The sequence below is a fragment of the Testudinibacter crocodili genome (assembly GCF_006228025.1).
In the GTDB taxonomy this organism is placed as follows: Bacteria; Pseudomonadota; Gammaproteobacteria; order Enterobacterales; family Pasteurellaceae; genus Chelonobacter.
Genome location: NZ_VDHF01000026.1, coordinates 19974 through 38604, shown reverse-complemented (window position 1 = coordinate 38604; position 18631 = coordinate 19974). Strand labels below are relative to the sequence as shown.

Genomic DNA, 18631 nt, shown 5'->3' with positions numbered 1-18631 from the left:
TTGTCTACTATGCCTAAAATTAGGCTGTCGGCTGGTTAGCGGCTCGGCTGGGCATCCTCCACCGGTGCCGGAGCGCTGTCTTGCTGTAACTCTAATACATCCCAGATACTCGGTTGTTTTTCAACCGCACTTTCAACGTCACTTGGTGCAGCATCCTGCAGTGAGGTTGCCGCAGCCGCGCCGCTCGGAACGACTACTGGGGCAGTGCAGAAATTCTGGTTTTTATCTGTCCACACTGGAATCGTACGTGCGCTGTTGCAATTCCAACTGCCGTAATCGTTAATGCCAACCCACTGTAGATTATCGGATTTAGGTAAATTTAATACCGTTGGCGGCATCAAACTGAGGTATTCACGATATACGCTGAGTGCGCCACTGGCACCGGTCAAGCCGGTTTTGCCGTTGTTGTCACGTCCCAACCAAACCGTGGTGACATTTTCACCGTCAATACCGACAAACCAAGTATCACGCGCCTCGTTGGTGGTGCCTGTTTTGCCGGCTAAACGGTATTGGGCAAAATTTTGTTGCAAACTGCGTCCGGTGCCACGTTCTACGGCTTGTTGCATTGCATACAACGTTTGAATCGCAGCCTCCTCCGCAACCACTTGTTGCGGCTCGAATGCCCGCTGATAAATCACTTCGCCGTTGCGTTGATACACACTTTCAATCGCAGAAAGTGGAATTTTTTTGCCTTCATTGGCGATGACTTGATACAGTTTAGTCACGTCATAAGGCGAAATCGAATAAGAACCTAGCAACATCGCAGGCACTTTTGGAATTTTAATTTGATCCCAACCCATCGCCTGCTGCACATCGATCACTTTATCCAAGCCCACTTTCATACCGATGTTGACCGTCGGCACATTTAGCGAACGTACCAATGCATCTAACAACATCACCGAACCACCAAATTTATTATCATAGTTGCGTGGTTGCCAGTCGGCACTGCCTTTGATTTTAATCGTTAAAGGGCGGTTTTCAATCGGGGTATTCAGCCGAAAATTTTGTGGTTCTGATAAGGCGGCAAGATAGACCGGCGGTTTCACCAACGAGCCGATTTGACGCTGTGAACGTAATGCACGGTTGAAACCGGCATATTGGGTTTGTACGCCGCCAACCATTGCCAACACGGCGCCGTTGCGATAATCCGCAACGACCATTGCTGATTCCAAATCGGCAATTTTTTGTTTCACTTTTAATTGTTGCACCGCGTTGATCAAGGCGCGCTCAGCAGCACGCTGTTTCTGGCTGTTTAAGGTAGTGAAAATGCGTGCGCCGGACAGATTATTGGCTTTCGCTTCGCTCAATTGCTGTTGCAGATCTTGTTGTAACAACTGCATAAATGCCGGTTGCGATTTGTTAATTGAGCCGCGAGCCTGCACTCCAAGCGGACGAGCACTGAGTAGATCATACAATTTTTGATCGATGATTGTGTGTTCCAACATGGTTTTCAGCACCACATTGCGCCGTTGTAAAGCGTTATTTGGGTTGCGCCACGGGTTATACAGCGACGGACCTTTCACCATACCGACCAATAACGCAATTTGGTCGAGGCTGATTTCTTGCACCGGACGTCCGAAAAAGAACTGGCTTGCCAAGGCGAAGCCGTGAATTTGGGTGTCGCCGTCTTGTGCCAGATAGACTTCGTTCAGATAGGTTTCCAAAATTCGGTTTTTATCATAACGAGCATCCATCAGCACTGCCATTAACGCCTCATTCACTTTACGCGTTAGGCTGCGTTCATTGCTTAAAAACAGATTTTTCACCAATTGTTGGGTCAAGGTGCTGCCACCTTGCACTGTTTGTCCGGCTTGAATATTGGTGATCAAGGCGCGGCTAATCCCCAACAGACTTACGCCATCATGTTGATAAAAACGGCGATCTTCCACCAACAACAGGGTATCGATTAATAAGCGCGGGTATTGATGCAGTGGTGTTGCGAGGCGATCTTCGTTGTTAGATTGCAACATTGCGATCAACTTGGGGTCAAAACGAAATTCATCAACGGTACGGCGATTGACCAAGTCTTCGATAACGTTCAATTTATTTTGATTAAAACGCAGCCGCAATACACGCTGTGGCTCGGCACCGTCCGGGAACGGAAAAGCACGGCGGATTAACACAATGCTGCCGTTTTCCAGTTTGAAATCGCCCGGTGTGCCTAATAAGTTGGTTTGGCGGTAGCCGTTGTCCAGTAATAGGCTTGTGATTTGATTCAGCGAATCACTGTCGGAGCGGCGCACACTTTGAATATTACCGTAAACTTCTGCCGGCAGTTGCCACAATTTGCCGTCCATTTTGGAACGAATTTGTCCGTCCAAATAGATCAAGTAAAACGCCATACAGCAAAGTGCGGTAAAACCGACTTTCAGCCCGAACATCAGGCAGTTGCGGCGGTTAAAACTTTTCGGTGCTGACGCCGATTTTGATTTGTTTTTTTTAGCAGCGGTTGAATTTGGCATTGTCTTTTTTGCGGCAGTCATGCGTTTCGGTTTGTTGTGTGTAAATGAGCGCAAATTGTACCATAGCCGACAGCCAAAACCGTAACAATAATCTAGGATCTATATAAACAAACATCACCAGACCCTACATTTAACTCTTGTTTTTAATGCAATCGTGCAAGGCGTCGGCAAGCTTGTCGAAGCGGAATTCAAACCCGGCTTTGATTAAACGGCAAGGCAAAATATTTTGGCTGTCCAACAGCAACTGCGCCCGTTCACCGAACACCAGTTTGAGCATAAACGCCGGCACAAAGGCAAAGTGCGGTCGGTGCAAGGTGTTAGCCAAAGTGCGGTTAAACTCACGGTTGCGCACCGGATTCGGGCTACACAGGTTAAAGGCGCCTTGGCAAGTCGGGTGATTAAGCAGAAATTCAATTGCCGCCACCATATCTTGGCGGTGGATCCATGCCCAATACTGTTTGCCGGAACCCAGCTTGCCGCCTAAACCGTACTTATACAGCGGCAGCATTTTTGCCAATGCACCGCCGTGTGTTGACAGCACATTGGCAGTGCGCAGCAGGCAGGTACGGCTGTTGGCTTGCAGCGCTGCTTGTTCCCATTGATAACAGAGTTGCGCCGGAAATTGATCGCCTTTCGGATTGTCCTCGCTGACCGCACTTTCGCCATTATCACCGTAATAGCCGACGGCGGAACCGGAGATAAAGCTGTGTGGTGGCGTTTTGCCGGCATTAATTAGCTCCACTAAACGCTCGGTGATTTTGATGCGGCTGTCGATCAGCTGTTTTTTCTGCTCATCGTGCCATGCCTTGTCAAAAATCGGCTCGCCGGCGAGGTTGATCACTGCATTATATTGATCGAAACTGGAATAGCTGTTCAGGGTCGGTACAAATTCCAGATCCAAATCGGGAAATTTGCTGCGTGCTTGTGCAGGATTGCGGCTTAAAAGGGTCAGTTGATGCCCTTGCGATAGCAAGGAGCGAGTGAGAACCTGTCCGATAAGACCCGTGCCGCCGGTGATAAAGATTTTCATATCCACTCCTCAAAATAAACGTTACTGAATACCGTTTTAGGCAATTAGACAGCAAAAAGCAAGCGGCAAAGGGCAAAAATTAAAGCGAGGTCTCAAATAAATATTGAATATTCGACATTAAACGGGTGATTTCGGTGTTACGGGTTGGCGTGATGAACACCGTGTCGTCACCGGCGATCGTGCCTAAAATACCTTCGTTTTTCCCCATTGAATCCAGCAGACGAGCAATTAATTGAGCGCCACCTGGGCTGGTGCGAATCACAATCACCGCCGCATTGTAATCAATATCCAGCACCAAATTTTTCAACGGGCTACTGGTATGCGGCAAACTGAGTTCCGGCGGCAGGCAATAAACGGTTTGCATTTTGGAATTACGAATCCGAACTGCGCCAAATTTCGCTAACATACGCGATATTTTCGATTGATTGACTTGGCTAAAGCCTTGTTGTTGCAATGCCTCAACAATTTCGCTCTGAGAGGCATACTTTTCTTCGGCAAGCAACGAGCGAAAAGCATTGCTTAAAGAATCCGGTTTGTTATCTATGTTCATAAAATTATGGTTATCATATTATGGTTATCATAGTTGTGCTAAGTCATTACTATGCAAAAAAATTGCATAAATATTGCATATTATTCTCACAAAAAGCAATCAAAATTTCCAATAGCGTCGATCTCGCTGTCGGTTTTGTGAGCGGTGAAGGCACACAGAGGAAAATGCAGGGTGTTATTTTTAACAAAAGTATGCTCAAGCTCTCAATATTGAACTTATCTATTTGAATTACCAATTCAAACACCTTACACTTAACGGCAGTTTAATTCATTTTTTATTGATTAATTTCTAAGGAGTTTCTGAATGAAAGTAGCAGTTTTGGGCGCCGCAGGCGGTATCGGTCAAGCACTGGCATTATTGCTTAAATTACAATGTCCGGCAGGAACAGAACTTTCCCTTTATGATATTGCACCGGTCACGCCGGGTGTTGCAAAAGATATCAGCCACATTCCAACGGCGGTTAAAGCATCGGGTTTTGCCGGAGAAGATCCGACTCCGGCACTGGTTGGGGCGGATTTGGTGTTGATCTCTGCTGGGGTAGCGAGAAAACCGGGTATGGATCGTTCTGATTTATTCAATATTAACGCTAGCATTATTCGTAATTTGGTGGAAAAAGTGGCTGCAACTTGCCCGAAAGCGTGTATCGGCATCATCACTAATCCGGTCAATACCACGGTGGCGATTGCAGCAGAAGTGCTGAAAAAAGCCGGTGTTTACGACAAAAACAAACTGTTTGGTGTCACCACATTAGATGTGATCCGCTCTGAAACCTTTGTTGCTGAATTGAAAAATGTTGCGTTAGATAAGGTGAAAGTGCCGGTGATCGGCGGACATTCCGGCGTGACGATTCTGCCATTGCTGTCACAAGTGGCTGGTGTGAGCTGGACTGATGAAGAAGTGGCAAGCCTGACTAAGCGCATTCAAAATGCCGGCACTGAGGTGGTGGAAGCCAAAGCCGGTGGCGGATCAGCAACGTTGTCAATGGCACAAGCGGCGGCACGTTTCGGTATTTCTGTACTGAAAGGATTGAGTGGCGAAATTGCGGTTGAGTACAGCTACGTTGAAGGCGACGGCAAATATGCCCGTTTCTTCGCTGAGCCGGTGCGTTTAGGCAAAAACGGGGTGGAAGAAATTCTACCAATCGGTACCCTGAGTGCATTTGAACAACAAGCGATTGAAGACATGCTGCCGACCTTGAAAGCCGATATCGAATTGGGCGAGAAATTTGTGAATAACTAAGTTCGATTCGTGATGTTATGAAGAGAAGCCGCTACTACCGTTAGCGGCTTTTTGCTATGTGATTTGTAATATGAAACGGAGGATTTATGCAGGGAGAATGTTTGTGTGGTGCGGTTAAATTACAAATTGAAACAAATCACCATGTAGCAGCTTGTCATTGCTCTATGTGCCGACAATGGGCGGGCAGTGCTTTTTTTGCACTAGAGACTCATGAAAAACCACGCATTAATGGCTTTGAAAATATTACGCACTATCACTCTTCTGAATGGGCGGAGCGGGCATTTTGCCAAAAGTGCGGTACCCATCTGTATTATCATCTATTAGATTCATCAATGTATGAAATTTCGGCTGGTTTATTTCAGCATGAAAAAAATCTTAAATTAACCTTGCAAATTTTTACCGATAAGAAAGCGGAGTATTGCGATTTAGCGACGAAAACGGAGATGCTAACAGAACAGCAAGTCTTAGAAAAATTTGGCAGCAATTCGCTATGACTGAAAAAAGTTGAACGCTTTAATTGAATTCGTTCGTGGTGGTAATAAGTAATATATTCATGCACCACTTGCTCCATTTCATCGACTGATTCTTAAAAGATTGGTTATATTTAATCATAAAAATCTGCGCCTTAATCAGCCGGTTTTGGAGCCCGGCTTTTGGGGGCAGATCAGATTCATCTTTGTTGTGATGGGTAATAGCTTTAGCCAATGGTTGCGGCTTTCATGTTGCGCACAAATTCTGCTAACAGACGTAGCATTTCCGCTTGGTTATCCAAATTATTTTCAATAATTTTGACAATCGCCGAGCCGGAAATCGCCCCGGCAGCGCCACTGTTTAACGCATCGATTACCTGTTGCGGCTGGGCGATGCCGAAGCCTTGTAAAATTGGCGCTGCATTGTGCGTTTTCAGTTGTTTAATCAAATGATCTAAATTTGCTGCGTGGCTTTGATTTTCGGCGCTGGTGACCCCGGCGCGTGAAACTAAATAAGTGTAGCCTTCGCTGTTTTCAGCAACGGCTTGAATCGTCTCGCTGTCGGCATTCGGTGGGCAGATAAACACCGGCTGCACGCCGAATTTTTTCGCCGCCGCAACATACGGCTCACATGCTAACAACGGTACATCGGCAACCAGCACCGCATCGACGCCACTTTGTTGGCATTGTCGGTAGAAGCTATCCAAGCCTTTGGCGAAAATCAAATTGGCACACAGCAATAGACTGATGGGAATCTCTGGATACTTTGACCGCACTTTGTCCAATAACACAAAGCACTCTTTGGTGCTGCAACCGGCATTCAGTGCGCGGTTGTTGGCGGCTTGGATCACTGGGCCGTCCAACAAGGGATCGGAAAACGGAAAGCCCAATTCCAACGCATCGGCACCGTTGTCGACCAAACTGCAAATAATCTCAAAAGAGCGGTCTAAATCCGGATCGCACAGGGTGACGAACGGCACGAAAGCGCCCTCATTTTGGTTGTTGAGTTGCTGAAACAGCTGATCAAAACGGCTCATGCTTTTGCCCCTTTTTCGCTTAAAATTTTATCGACGGTGAAAATATCTTTATCGCCGCGTCCGGATAGATTGACCACTAACAATTGTTTCTGATCAGGATTTTGTTTAATCATTTTTAACGCATACGCCAACGCATGTGAGGACTCCAATGCCGGGATAATCCCTTCGTGCTGTGCCAGTTGTTGGAACGCATCAAGCGCTTCATCATCGGTGATCGACTCGTATTCGGCACGTCCAATCGCATGCAAATAAGCGTGCTGCGGGCCGACGGACGGAAAATCTAAACCAGCAGAAATCGAATATGACTCTTCGATTTGTCCGTCTTCGGTTTGCATAATCGGGGATTTCATACCGAAATAGATACCGACATTGGCGTGTTTCAACGGCGCACCGTGTTGCCCGCTTTCAATGCCTAGCCCCGCCGGTTCGATGCCGATTAAGCGCACCGTACTTTCATCGATAAAATCGCTAAACATGCCGATCGCATTGGAGCCGCCGCCGACGCAGGCAATCACCGCATCCGGCAAGCGTCCTTCACGCTCCAGCACTTGGCGTTTGGTCTCTTCACCGATCATTTTTTGGAATTCACGCACTATGGTCGGGAACGGATGCGGACCAGCCGCCGTGCCGAGCAGGTAATGTGCTTTATCGTAGTTGGCGGACCAATCGCGCATCGCCTCGCAACAGGCGTCTTTCAGTGAACATGAGCCTTTATTGACCGGAATCACTTCTGCCCCCATCAGGCGCATACGGAATACATTCGGCGACTGGCGTTCCACATCTTTTGCGCCCATATAAATGCGGCATTTTAAACCGAGCATCGCACAAGCAATCGCCGTGGCAACACCATGTTGTCCGGCGCCGGTTTCAGCGATGATTTCGCTTTTGCCCATGCGGATCGCCAATAACGCCTGTCCTAGCACTTGGTTGGTTTTATGGGCACCGCCGTGCAGCAAATCTTCCCGTTTCAGGTAGAGCTTGGTTTTCGAGCCTTGGGTCAAATTGCGGCATAGGGTCAGTGCGGTTGGACGACCGGCATAGTTTTTCAGCAAATCGTTAAATTCAGTGATAAATGCCGGATCATCTTTGGCTTCCACAAAGGCTTTTTCCAGTTGTTGCAGCACCGGTACTAGAATTTCCGGCACATACATACCGCCAAATTCGCCGAAATAGGGATCGAGTAGGGTTTTATTGCTCATTTAGTTTATCCTAATAATGACTAATTTATTAGACAAAGTAGGGGCGGATTGTATATCCGCCCGAACGGAACGTGATACTGCTTTGTTATGGGTTTAGATCAATTTGATATAATTTATCTAATTCCCACTGTAACGGGTTATTCTCAATATATTCTGCAATAATTTCATAATCTTGTTCATTGCGAATAATATGATCATAATATCCTCTCTGCCATAGCCTTTGATGGAATGGCAACCAATTATCATTTTTTACACCTCTGATATAGGCGTTTGTTGATACGACTTTTAACCATTTTATCGCATCAGGTAGATTAGTTTTTCCCAATTCATTGATCCAAATAAAATGAATATGGTTTGGCATAATAATATATTCGGCTAATTTACAATCCTGATATCGTTTTTCCATTGAGATTAAAATGGATTCAGTTTCTTTTCCTGCTGCGTTTAATAGCATAATACCATTTTGTATTTGACCTAATAAGTTTCGCCGTTGGTGAATGCAAATAGTAATAAAGTAGCAACCAGCCTCATTATAATCATAACAAGGTAAGCGCATTTTACGCCTTATCGGTTTTTGATTATGCTGTTTTATCATTTCCAGGTAAATAGCTATATCGAGCTTCGTACACGGGCGGATATATAATCCGCCCCTACAAAAAATTAATATCGGATAATAGTGTCCAATAATTCCGCAATCTTATATTCATCTTTAATCCCCGGTGCAATTTCCACGCCGGAGTTGACATCTACACCCAAACAGCCTTGGATTAAGGCTTGTTCGATATTTTCCTGTTTGATGCCGCCGGCTAAAATGGTGCGTTTTTTAATATTGTGCGGGATCAAAGTCCAATCGAAAATCAGACCGGTGCCGCCTTGTTGCCCTTGCACTTTGCTGTCGAATAGGAAACGATCAATCAGCGGATCATCCGCCAGCTTAATCTGTTCGTGGTTGTCGATATCGACCGAAATCACATTCCAAATTTGGCACGCCGTCGGTAGTTTGTCACGCAGTTGTTGCATAAACTCATGGCTTTCATTGCCGTGCAGTTGCACCGCAAACAGTTTTAATTGATGGGCGATATCGGCAATATAAGCTAAATCTTGATTTTGAAATACGCCGACAAAGCGCAGCGGGGCAGCGTTAATCAGGTGCTTGGCTTGCTCAAGGCTGACTTTGCGTGGCGATTTTTCAGCAAAAATCATGCCGCCGTATAGCGCGCCGTGCTGATACACCGCTTTGACATCTTGCGCACGGGTTAAACCGCAGACTTTATTTTCGCCATAGATCACTTGCCGCACCGCACTTTGCAGATCGTCGTCGCCCATTAGGCTGCTGCCGATTAAAAAGGCGTGTACATACGGTTTCAGTTGCTGAATTTGTTGGTGATTGTAGATCCCCGATTCGCTGATAATAATCCGATCTGCCGGGATTTGCTGTGCGAGTGGCGGCGTGCGCTTGAGATCAACACTCAGATCGTGTAGATCACGATTGTTAATACCGATCACTCTGGCATTGAGTTTGACCGCTCTTTCCAGTTCTGCTTGGTTCGAGGTTTCGGTCAGCACGCCCATGCCCAAATCGTGTGCCAAATTTGCTAATTTGAGATAGGTTGCATCGTCCACCACCGACAACATCAGCAAGATCGCATCGGCTTGATGATAACGTGCCAGATAAACCTGATATTCGTCAATCATAAAGTCTTTGCACAAAATCGGTTGTGGCGCAATTGACCGCACTTGGGCGATAAAATCGAAATTGCCCTGAAAATATTTTTCATCGGTCAGCACCGAAATTGCCGAGGCATAATGTTTATATACGTTGGCAATTTGCGCTAAGTTGAAGTCATCACGGATCAAGCCTTTTGACGGAGAGGCTTTTTTGCATTCTAAAATATAAGCAGGGCGTTGGTGTGTGCCTTGGCTCAATGCTTGATAGAAATCACGCTCGGAACGTTGCACTTGATCCTGAAATTGCGCCAACGGCAATGCCGCTTTTTTGTTTTTCACCCATTCGATTTTATCGTTGATGATTTTTTGTAAGATTGTGGGTTTGTTATCCATATTCACCGGTTTTACCTTTATTTTTCTTTCATTTTTAAGGATTACGAATCGGGCGATCTTTTTCCAGTTCCGCCTGTGTTAACCATTTTTGCATACTTGGCAGCCGATAGATCCGCTCTGCGTAGGATCTGGCAGTGGGGCTGAGATAATTCATTAGTCCGTAATGGATTAAGCGGATCACCACCGGGGCGAAAAACGCATCAACAGCGGTGAAGCGGCTGCCTGCGAGAAATTCGCCGTCGAAACGGGTTAGCCCTTCTGTCCAGAGTTGATTAATGCGTGCCAGATCAGCGGCAAGTGCACTATCAATTTGATCTAACGTGATAAATTTTTGTGTATTCATGCTGCATTGGCTGCGTAGCGCCACAAATGACGAGTGCATTTCCGCACAGGCACAACGTGACCACGCACGGGCGTTGCGTTGTCTTGCCCACACTTGCGGATACTCTTCGGCAATATATTCTGCAATCGCCAAGCTGTCCCAAATGATCTCAGCGTTATGCTGCAATGCCGGCACTTTTGCAGTCGGCGAAGCTTGCAAAAAATCCAGTTTTTGCTGCTTTTTATCGGGCTGAAAATAGAGTTGCACTTCTTCAAATGGAATCGCTAATTGTTGCAATAAAATCCACGGGCGCAGTGACCAGCTGGAATTAGTTTTATTGGCGATGAAAAGCCGGTACATTGTCGCTCCTAATAACTTGCCAGTTGCTGCAAGGTGTCAAACGGTTTACCGGTTGCAAGACAGTCTAACACCATTTCCGCATTGTGTTTCAGATCCTCATGTCCGAACAGTTTCAGCAAAAGTGCGGTATTGATCGCTACTGCCTGAGCGTGATATTGATCGCCTTTGCCTTGCAATAGTGCGGAGATCATCTTGGCATTTTCTGCCGGTTCACCGCCGCGCAATACCTCTAACGGCTGTGGTTCGAAACCGAAATCATACGGGCTGAGGCTGTAATATTCAATCCTGCCGTCACGAATTTCCGCCACTTCGGTTTTGCCGTGCAACGCCACTTCGTCCAAGCCGGCACCGTGCACCACGAAAGAGTGTTGATGTCCAAGTGTCAATGCGGTTTCGGCATAAGGCTTCAGCAACTCCGGCGTATAAACACCGAGCAGCTGATGCTTTGGTTTAGCCGGATTGCTGAGTGGTCCCAAGATATTGAAAATCGTCCGGGTTTTTAATGCGTTGCGCACCGGCATCGCATATTTGAAGCCCAAATGATACTGTTGCGCAAACAGAAAACAGACCCCAATTTGATCTAGCGCTTGGCGGGCGTTGTCTGCACTCATGTTGATATTGACCCCAAGTGCGGTCAGCACATCGCTGGCACCGGTTTTGCTCGACACGCTGCGGTTGCCGTGCTTGGCGATTTTGGCGCCCAGTGTCGCCGCTACAATGGCGCTGGCAGTGGAGATATTGATGGTGTTGGCGCCGTCGCCGCCGGTGCCGACGATATCGGCAAAAATATAATCCGGACGTGGAAATGGCTCGGCGGCTTGTTGCAAGGCAGCAACCGCGCCAGCGATTTCTGCAATGCTTTCACCGCGCAATTTAAGCGCAATCAGCGCTGCGGCAAGTTGTTCGTTGCTCAGTTTACCTTGCACAATCGCGCTAAACAGGGTGTGGCTTTGCTGCTGGTTCAGAGCCTGGTTACTGAATAAAATCTCTAATAATGCTTGCAATTCCATGCGGACTACCTTTTTGTATTATAGTTGAAACTGGCTTCGTCACCGGTCATACCACGGAATCCCCAACAATGGGGTTCTTGCTCTTTGATGGTGATCTCAATATCGGACGGTTTGATTTTTAGCTGTTTATAAATCTCATCAAACAGCATACGGATCAATAATTTTTTCGCCTCCACACTGCGTCCGCTCATCATATTGATCTCAATAATCGTGTAAGCGTCGCTACGGTCAGACGGGTAGTAATAGTCTTCGGCGTCCAGTGCAATAAAACGTTGCACCCGTTTATGTTCGGGAAAATCCAAAGCAAACATCATACAGCGATGGATGACATCAGACAGCTCTTTTTTAATCGGATTCAAACGGTGTTTTAAGCCATAAACAACGATCATGCTTGCGCTCCTAATAACCAGTCGATGCTTTGCGCCAGCAACTGCGAACCTTGTACGGTTAAGATGGATTCGGGGTGAAATTGAAAACTGCAAATTGGCAAAGTGCGGTGGCGCACTGCCATCACAATCTCACCGTATTGGGCATTCACATCAAACTCCGCCGGAATTTCCGTGCCCATGAGTGAGTGATAGCGGGCGACCGGCATCGGATTGGGCAAATTTTGAAACATCGCTTGTTGATCGTGTTCAATCTGCGACACCTTGCCGTGCAGAATTTCGCCAGCATGTACGATTTTGCCACCAAAGGCCTCGATAATCGCTTGATGTCCCAAACAGATGCCGATCATCGGCACTTTGCCTTTCAGCTCACGAATTAACGCCAGCAAATTGCCCGCTTCTGCCGGATTGCCCGGGCCGGGCGAAAGCGCAACAAGGGTATCCGGCTCGGCAAGTGCGGTTTTCAGCAGATGATCCAACTCGCTGTCATTACGGTAAATCACCACCTGATGCCCCAACACCCGAAATTGATCGACCAAGTTGTAGGTAAACGAATCAAAATTATCAATAAATACGATTTTCGCCATTTTGTTATCCAATGCTTAAGAGGTGTTACCTCAAATTTGTTTTGTACTATTAAACTAGTACAGTTAATTTTTGTCAAGGGGTTTCTGTCGGAAAGGAGGGGATTAAGTTGTTTCGGGAGAATAGGTTACAAGCACACAAGAAAACTCGATTTCTTGTGTGCGTTATTCGAATATACACACAAAAGTGCGGTTTTGTGTGTATAACTATCACCATTGTAAAACCGGTTTACGCCCGGTTTTGACGCAATCACGCAAATAGAGATTGATTAAGGTTTGATAGGGCATATTCATTTCTTTGGATAGTTGCTTAAAATAATCCACAGATTCATCATCAATCCGAATAGTAACCACTTTTTTACTTTTTAAATTTTTAGCATAGGGATTTTTGACAGCATTAGAAAAATCATATTCTGGTTTCATCGTAATTTTTTCCTATATTGTTCGGTTTCGTTTTTTGTTGCTAACCTTGCGGAGATAATCCGAATATTATTATCACGTTCGCAATGCACAACAACCAACATATTACTTACTTCGCTTAATCCTAATAACAGAAAGCGTTCTTCTAGAAATGAATGAGTTGGGTCTGGCTGTAATAGCGCATTATCATCGTAAAAAACACTAATAGCTTCTTCAAAGGTAATACCGTGTTTTTTATGATTGATTTTAGCTTTGTTACTATCCCATTCAAATCCATCAACAGTAAACATAGGTTATAATTCAAGCTCCTTTTTGTACATATATTGTATTTATGGTTGTTCAAAAAATCAACTTTATTGGCTTGGGTTATTCAGATTTGTTTGCACAATCGCATTAATCACCGCTCTTGCCTTATGCCGTGTTTCGTCCGCTTCCATTTGCGGATCGGAATCCAGCACTTCGCCGCAGCCGGCTTGGATGTGGGCGATGCCGTTTTGCACGAAAGCAGAGCGGATCACGATGCAGGTGTCGAAATTGCCGTCGGAGCTGAGGTAGCCGACTGCGCCGCCGTAGCTGTGGCGCTTCTGTTGTTCAAATTGGTAAATCAACTGCATCGCTTTGATTTTCGGGGCGCCGGTCAGCGTCCCCATATTCATGCAGGCTTGATAGGCGTGCAAGGCGTCCAGTTCGGGACGCAACTTGCCAACCACTCGTGAAACCAGATGCATAATGTGCGAGTAGCGATCCACTTGCATCAGCTCTTTCACTTGGCGGCTGCCGCTTTGACAAACTCGGGCAACGTCATTACGCGCCAAATCAACCAGCATCAAGTGCTCTGCCAACTCTTTTTTATCCAAACGCAGCTCCAGTTCCAAACGTGCATCCAGTTCCGGATCAATACGACCCTGTTGATCAAAACCGCGTGGGCGGGAGCCGGCAATCGGGTAGATTTCTAGCTGACGGCTGTCTTGGCTGTATTTTAACGCACTTTCCGGTGAAGCACCGAACAGAATAAAATCATCGTCGTGCATATAGAACATATACGGGCTTGGATTGGTGATTTTTAAACGGCGGTAGGTTGCCAACGGATTTGGGCATTCGATGGAAAAACGGCGTGACGGCACGATTTGGAACACATCGCCGACATAAATATGCTGTTTTAACCGCTCAATAATCTGCTTGAATTCGGGATCTTCAATATTGACACGAATATCGGTTGGCGCAGCTTGAATGGCTAACTGATCCTGAATTTGGCACAATTGCTGTTTGATTTTTTCAGCGCTTAAAGCCAAGTGCGGTTGTTGTTCAGCGCTAAAGCAGAAGGTTTGCAATGTTGCCGATTGTTGCTGGTGATCGAGCCGTAATAACTGTTCGGCTAAATAAAAACAGTAGTCTGGGCAGCTGATTTGATCGTCTTGCAGCGTGATATTGTCCATCGGGATAAATCCTGCCACCAGATCGTAGGCAAACAAACCGCCGAGATAAACCGCACTTTCAGGCTCGCTAAACAGTTGGTTAATCACACGCAAACCGTCAAATACCGTCGCCGCCTGTAATTTGTTGTCTTCGTCCAAATTAGGATCCAATTCGGCGAAAAGTGCGGTCAAATGATCATCATGTTCAGTATGCAAGGATTCCGCTAAACCCTGTAACGTTTTTGCAATGTGCGGTAATACTGCCTTTCCACTGGCAGTTAATGCGCTAAATGTGACGCTTTTATCCTGACAGGTGATTTTCAAAGCGCTGTTGATAAACAGCAAACTGGTCAGGCTGTTCTTGCTTTGAATCTCGGCAGATTCCAGCAACAGCGTATTGGTTTTATTTTGGCACAATGTAGCAAAAATGGCTGTTGGATCAGGGTGATAATCAACGGCTTGTTGGGTGATATGTATATACGGCATTAGAAATCCCATTCAGGTTTTATTTTTGTACTATTAAACTAGTACAAGGGGATTTGGTCAAGTTGTTTTTTATATTTTGGCAGAAATAGATAAATTAGCCAGTGCGGTTAAGTAGAAAAAAGTGGAATAGTGTATGATAATCCTTTAATTTATTGGCAATGGGATATTTATTAATAAGGGAAAACCATGTGGTCTGAAGTTTTAATCAATTACGGGGTGTTTATCCTCGAGGTGCTTACTGTTTTATTGGTGATTGCGGCGATTTTTGCTTTTATTGTTAGTTTGCGGCAAAAAGAGCAAAGTGCGGTCGGGGAGCTGAAAATTACCGATTTGGCGAAAAAGTATCAGGATAATCAGCAAAAATTAGCCGATTTTCGCTTGACTGATGAACAAGTGAAACAGCAAGAAAAAGCACGCAAAAAACAGCAAAAGTTGCAGGCTAAAGCGAACAAGCAAGCGGCAAAGAGCGGTCAAGAAGCTGAGCAAACAGCGAAACCTTGTGTGTATGTGTTGAATTTTAAAGGTGATATTCAAGCCAGTGGCACAGCGGCATTGGCGGATGAAATCAGTGCGATCTTGGCGGTGGCAAAAGCGGAAGATGAGGTGCTGCTGCGTTTGGAAAGTCCTGGTGGGGTGGTACACGGTTATGGTTTAGCAGCATCACAGCTAGCTCGCTTAAAACAAAAAGGCATCAAATTAACGGTTGCAGTCGATAAAGTGGCAGCCAGCGGAGGCTATATGATGGCGTGTGTGGCGGATAAAATTGTTTCTGCCCCGTTTGCGGTGATCGGCTCGGTCGGTGTGGTGGCGCAGATTCCGAATATTCACCGTTTACTGAAAAAACATGATGTGGATGTTGAGGTGATGACCGCTGGCGAATACAAACGCACCATGACGATTTTAGGCGAAAACACCGAAAAAGGACGCGAGAAATTCCAGCAGGAGCTGGAAGAAACCCATCAATTGTTCAAAGATTTTGTCGCCAATCACCGTCAAAACTTGGATTTGGAAAAAATCGCTACTGGGGAACATTGGTTTGGGCAGCAGGCGTTAGATTTGGGCTTAGTTGATGAAATCGCCACCAGTGATGATGTGATCTTAACGGCGTTGCAACACAAAGATGTGTTGGAAGTGAAATTCACCCAGAAAAAATCTTTAATGCAAAAAATCGGCAAGCAAGCAGAAGAGAGTAGCGATAATCTACTGCTGCGTTGGCTACAACGCAGCAATCGTAGCTTGTATTAACCTAACCGTACGTTGAGAAAATAGAGGTTATTGTAGCTTTGCCAATAACTTATCGATGCTCTTACACAGCAAAGTGCGGTTGTGGCGGTAGATGATATCATCATCATTCAGCTTCTCTGCGACGATGGTCTTGTGCAACAGATCCTGATAGTGTGCTTCGGGGTAGGTGATAATGCCGTCAACCGCACTTTTGTTATTAAGTTTTTGACCGATGGTTTTTTCTATCCAGTCAATCCGCTGTGCGAGTGAGAGTGTCGCAGCCGGGCTGTGTTCTACGCCTAGATTGTCAATAAACATAATTTTGGCGGCGGTGCTTTGCAGGGCTTGTGCGATTTCAGGCAACAGTAGTGGCGGCATAATACTGGTTAGAAAGCTGCCGGGACCCAGCAGAATCAACTCGGCTTGTTGCAAAGCGCTGACAGCTTCCGGCGTGGCGCTGACTTGTGGGATCAAAAACAGCCTTTTCGGCAGTTCGGTTAACTTGTCGATATTTACTTCGCCGACAACAGTGGCACCGGAGTGTAGCTTGGCGCCTAAGTGTACTGGCGTTTCCGACATCGGAATCAGATGACAACGCACGCGTAACAAAGTGCGGATCAAATTGACCCCCTCCAATGGACGAATTTTCATGTCTTCCAACGCTTTCAACATCAAATTGCCAAGATTATGCCCTGCCAAATCGCCATTACCGCTGAAACGGTACTCAAATAGTGCGGAGGCTGTGCTAGGCTCAGTGATAATTTGGTTAATACAATTGCGTAAATCGCCCCAAGCGATACCACCGTGTTGCAAGCGGATACGCCCGGTTGAGCCACCGTTGTCAGTGGTGGTGACAATGCCGGTCAACCGCTCTTTGAGAAAACCGAGCGAAGACATCAAACGTCCGAGACCGTGCCCGCCACCGATGGCGACCACTTGTTGTAATTGGTTGAGTTGCGTCAAATTATGCAGATGTGGGTTCATATAGTGTTTGTTTTTTATCTGATTTTGTCATTATTTCTGGGGCTTATTTGCATTATCCGCTAAATTAGCGCACTTTGAAACGTGGTCAGATCACAAATGCAGCAAATAGTCGCAATTACATCCATGCAGGGATTGCGCTTGCGGCTGGGAATGATAAAATTAAGCAAAATTTAACAACGCATATCACTCCGAGCTTGTCTCGCCTACGTTTGCAAGAATAGGGCAGCAAGCCTGTTAGCACAGTTGTTTTGTGCTACGCCGGATACGCTGGAAACGGCTTATCCGCTCGTGTTTAGAAAGGTGTCAGAATGCAGCAAATCCGAATACATAACATTCCGGTTGGTTTTGTGCCATTGCAACAAAATCAGCCTCAGCAGTTGGTTGACCGCTTTAAGCGGCAATACCAATATTTGCGTCTCTCCATCACCGACGTGTGTAATTTTAAGTGTAATTACTGCTTGCCGAATGGTTATCAACCGCAAAACAACAAACCGTCGTTTCTACAGTTGAACGAAATTCGACGTTTGATCAACGGCTTTGCGGCAATGGGAACCGAGAAAGTGCGGATCACCGGCGGCGAGCCGACGCTGCGCAAAGATTTCACCCAGATCATCGAAACGGTGCGTGCCAACGCTAAGATCAAAAAAATTGCGCTGACCACCAACGGCTATCGCATGGCGAAATCAGTGGCAGAATGGCGTGCAGCCGGGCTGGATGCGATCAATGTCAGCGTTGACAGTCTTGATCCGAAAATGTTCCATCAAATTACCGGTGAGAATCTGTTTCATCAAGTGATGGAAGGGATTGATAAAGCATTTGAGGCGGGCTATCAGCAAATTAAAGTCAATTCGGTGCTGATGAAAGGCTTGAACGATAAAGATTTTGCGGCATTTTTAGCCTGGATTAAACATCGTCCGATCGAGATGCGTTTTATCGAATTAATGCAAACCGGGGAAATGGATCACTTTTTTGATCGTCACCATTTGTCCGGTTCAGTGCTGATGGAACAGTTGCTGCAAAACGGCTGGCAGCTGCAAAACCGTGCGATAACTGATGGACCGGCTAAGGTGCTGAAGCACCCGGATTACCAAGGGGCAATCGGTTTGATTATGCCCTATTCCAAAGATTTCTGCGCCGATTGCAACCGCCTGCGTGTCTCTGCCAAAGGGCAGTTGCACCTCTGCTTATTTGGGGAAGAGGGGGTTGAACTGCGTGATTTGCTGCAACAGGATTGGCAGCAAGCCCCGTTGCAGGCAAGGCTCTTCTCGGCGTTGCAGCAAAAACGCGAACATCACTATCTGCATCAAGGCGACAGCGGAGTGCGACCGCACTTGGCGTCGATTGGCGGTTGAATTATCAATATCGGGCGAATGTCCGACCTATCTTAAAGAG

General features: G+C 46.3%; 19 protein-coding genes, 1 pseudogene and 1 riboswitch. Of the genes and pseudogenes, 4 read left to right on the top strand and 16 right to left on the bottom strand.

What is annotated here, in order from left to right:
- Positions 1-35: 35 nt before the first annotated feature.
- From mrcB to argR, 3 genes are all read right to left on the bottom strand, one after another.
- Entirely contained in the window at positions 36-2381 is a 2346-nt protein-coding gene (mrcB, locus tag FHQ23_RS03020) for a penicillin-binding protein 1B (protein ID WP_139612991.1), read from the bottom strand.
- 211 nt (positions 2382-2592) lie between these two features.
- Complete coding sequence (locus tag FHQ23_RS03015; RefSeq protein WP_139612986.1) at positions 2593-3492, bottom strand: TIGR01777 family oxidoreductase; 900 nt, start codon at positions 3490-3492, stop codon at positions 2593-2595.
- Positions 3493-3571: 79 nt separating this feature from the next.
- Positions 3572-4042, bottom strand: a complete 471-nt coding sequence (argR, locus tag FHQ23_RS03010; RefSeq protein ID WP_139612985.1) for a transcriptional regulator ArgR — start codon at positions 4040-4042, stop codon at positions 3572-3574.
- 303 nt (positions 4043-4345) lie between these two features.
- Here argR and mdh point away from each other — a divergent pair, with 303 nt between their 5' ends.
- Both mdh and FHQ23_RS03000 read left to right on the top strand, forming a co-directional pair.
- Positions 4346-5281 carry a malate dehydrogenase gene (gene mdh / locus FHQ23_RS03005; RefSeq protein WP_139612984.1) on the top strand — a complete coding sequence of 312 codons (936 nt, stop codon included), beginning with the start codon at positions 4346-4348 and terminating at the stop codon, positions 5279-5281.
- An 86-nt stretch (positions 5282-5367) separates the two neighbouring features.
- Positions 5368-5775, top strand: a complete 408-nt coding sequence (locus FHQ23_RS03000; protein WP_139612983.1) for a GFA family protein — start codon at positions 5368-5370, stop codon at positions 5773-5775.
- 23 nt (positions 5776-5798) lie between these two features.
- On the opposite strand, the pseudogene FHQ23_RS12695 reads toward FHQ23_RS03000, so the two are convergent.
- From FHQ23_RS12695 to trpE, 12 genes and pseudogenes are all read right to left on the bottom strand, one after another.
- A pseudogene (locus tag FHQ23_RS12695) lies at positions 5799-5858 on the bottom strand (hypothetical protein); the annotation flags it as partial.
- A gap of 120 nt (positions 5859-5978) precedes the next feature.
- Positions 5979-6788, bottom strand: a complete 810-nt coding sequence (trpA, locus tag FHQ23_RS02995) for a tryptophan synthase subunit alpha (protein ID WP_139612982.1) — start codon at positions 6786-6788, stop codon at positions 5979-5981.
- Positions 6785-7987, bottom strand: coding sequence for a tryptophan synthase subunit beta (gene trpB, locus FHQ23_RS02990; protein ID WP_139612981.1), 1203 nt, complete (start codon positions 7985-7987; stop codon positions 6785-6787). Before trpB ends, trpA begins: the two co-directional genes overlap by 4 nt.
- 85 nt (positions 7988-8072) lie before the next feature.
- Positions 8073-8582, bottom strand: a complete 510-nt coding sequence (locus FHQ23_RS02985; protein WP_139612980.1) for an REP-associated tyrosine transposase — start codon at positions 8580-8582, stop codon at positions 8073-8075.
- A gap of 65 nt (positions 8583-8647) precedes the next feature.
- Positions 8648-10048 (bottom strand): bifunctional indole-3-glycerol-phosphate synthase TrpC/phosphoribosylanthranilate isomerase TrpF, encoded by a 1401-nt coding sequence (trpCF, locus tag FHQ23_RS02980; RefSeq protein WP_139612979.1) that lies wholly within the window; start codon positions 10046-10048, stop codon positions 8648-8650.
- A gap of 34 nt (positions 10049-10082) precedes the next feature.
- Positions 10083-10730, bottom strand: coding sequence for a glutathione S-transferase family protein (locus tag FHQ23_RS02975; RefSeq protein WP_139612978.1), 648 nt, complete (start codon positions 10728-10730; stop codon positions 10083-10085).
- 8 nt (positions 10731-10738) lie between these two features.
- Positions 10739-11740 (bottom strand): anthranilate phosphoribosyltransferase, encoded by a 1002-nt coding sequence (gene trpD / locus FHQ23_RS02970; RefSeq protein ID WP_139612977.1) that lies wholly within the window; start codon positions 11738-11740, stop codon positions 10739-10741.
- A gap of 5 nt (positions 11741-11745) precedes the next feature.
- Entirely contained in the window at positions 11746-12129 is a 384-nt protein-coding gene (locus FHQ23_RS02965) for a tautomerase family protein (RefSeq protein ID WP_139610532.1), read from the bottom strand.
- Complete coding sequence (locus tag FHQ23_RS02960; protein ID WP_139612976.1) at positions 12126-12713, bottom strand: aminodeoxychorismate/anthranilate synthase component II; 588 nt, start codon at positions 12711-12713, stop codon at positions 12126-12128. The genes FHQ23_RS02965 and FHQ23_RS02960 overlap by 4 nt, the downstream gene beginning before the upstream one ends.
- Positions 12714-12920: 207 nt before the next feature.
- On the bottom strand, positions 12921-13133 hold the full coding sequence (locus FHQ23_RS02955; protein ID WP_139609067.1) for a BrnA antitoxin family protein: 213 nt from the start codon (positions 13131-13133) through the stop codon (positions 12921-12923).
- Positions 13130-13420 (bottom strand): BrnT family toxin, encoded by a 291-nt coding sequence (locus FHQ23_RS02950; RefSeq protein ID WP_139612975.1) that lies wholly within the window; start codon positions 13418-13420, stop codon positions 13130-13132. The genes FHQ23_RS02955 and FHQ23_RS02950 overlap by 4 nt, the downstream gene beginning before the upstream one ends.
- Positions 13421-13483: 63 nt before the next feature.
- The gene (gene trpE, locus FHQ23_RS02945) at positions 13484-15031 is read right to left on the bottom strand and encodes an anthranilate synthase component I (RefSeq protein ID WP_139612974.1); all 1548 of its coding nucleotides are present in this window, start codon (positions 15029-15031) and stop codon (positions 13484-13486) included.
- 186 nt (positions 15032-15217) lie between these two features.
- Here trpE and sohB point away from each other — a divergent pair, with 186 nt between their 5' ends.
- Entirely contained in the window at positions 15218-16276 is a 1059-nt protein-coding gene (gene sohB, locus FHQ23_RS02940) for a protease SohB (RefSeq protein ID WP_139612973.1), read from the top strand.
- Between the two features lie 27 nt (positions 16277-16303).
- Here sohB and FHQ23_RS02935 read toward each other — a convergent pair whose 3' ends face one another.
- Positions 16304-17239, bottom strand: a complete 936-nt coding sequence (locus tag FHQ23_RS02935; protein ID WP_139612972.1) for a gluconeogenesis factor YvcK family protein — start codon at positions 17237-17239, stop codon at positions 16304-16306.
- 174 nt (positions 17240-17413) lie between these two features.
- A riboswitch (molybdenum cofactor riboswitch) is annotated at positions 17414-17558 on the top strand.
- Here FHQ23_RS02935 and moaA point away from each other — a divergent pair.
- On the top strand, positions 17548-18591 hold the full coding sequence (gene moaA / locus FHQ23_RS02930) for a GTP 3',8-cyclase MoaA (RefSeq protein ID WP_139612971.1): 1044 nt from the start codon (positions 17548-17550) through the stop codon (positions 18589-18591). (Overlaps the previous riboswitch by 11 nt.)
- Positions 18592-18631 lie beyond the last annotated feature (40 nt).